The 728-nt window shown below is 53.0% G+C and carries 1 rRNA gene; it reads left to right on the top strand.

From position 1 onward, the window contains the following. Positions 1–686, top strand: a 23S ribosomal RNA gene (locus tag I9W95_RS12390); the annotation flags it as partial. Positions 687–728 lie beyond the last annotated feature (42 nt).

The following is a 728-nucleotide window of genomic DNA, read 5'->3' as shown; positions in this document are numbered from 1 at the left end:
TCGAGGACACTGTGTGGTGGGTAGTTTGACTGGGGCGGTCTCCTCCCAAAGAGTAACGGAGGAGCACGAAGGTCGGCTAATCCTGGTCGGACATCAGGAGGTTAGTGTAATGGCACAAGCCGGCTTAACTGCGAGACAGACACGTCGAGCAGGTACGAAAGTAGGTCATAGTGATCCGGTGGTTCTGTATGGAAGGGCCATCGCTCAACGGATAAAAGGTACTCCGGGGATAACAGGCTGATACCGCCCAAGAGTTCACATCGACGGCGGTGTTTGGCACCTCGATGTCGGCTCATCACATCCTGGGGCTGAAGCCGGTCCCAAGGGTATGGCTGTTCGCCATTTAAAGTGGTACGCGAGCTGGGTTTAGAACGTCGTGAGACAGTTCGGTCCCTATCTGCCGTGGGCGTTTGAGATTTGAGAAGAGCTGCTCCTAGTACGAGAGGACCGGAGTGGACGAACCTCTGGTGTTCCGGTTGTCATGCCAATGGCATTGCCGGGTAGCTACGTTCGGACGGGATAAACGCTGAAAGCATCTAAGCGTGAAGCCTCCTTCAAGATGAGATCTCACTGGAACTTCGAGTTCCCTGTAGGGCCCAGGAAGACTACCTGGTTGATAGGTCAGGTGTGTAAGCGTTGTGAGGCGTTGAGCTAACTGATACTAATTGCCCGTGAGGCTTGACCATATAACACCCAAACTTTGGTTGTTAACAAGCCTAAGTTAATCA

This window comes from Thalassolituus marinus (assembly GCF_020320395.1).
GTDB lineage: Bacteria > Pseudomonadota > Gammaproteobacteria > Pseudomonadales > Oceanobacteraceae > Venatoribacter > Venatoribacter marinus.
Note: the sequence above shows the minus strand (reverse complement) of the source record. Positions and strands in the feature narration are given on the sequence as shown.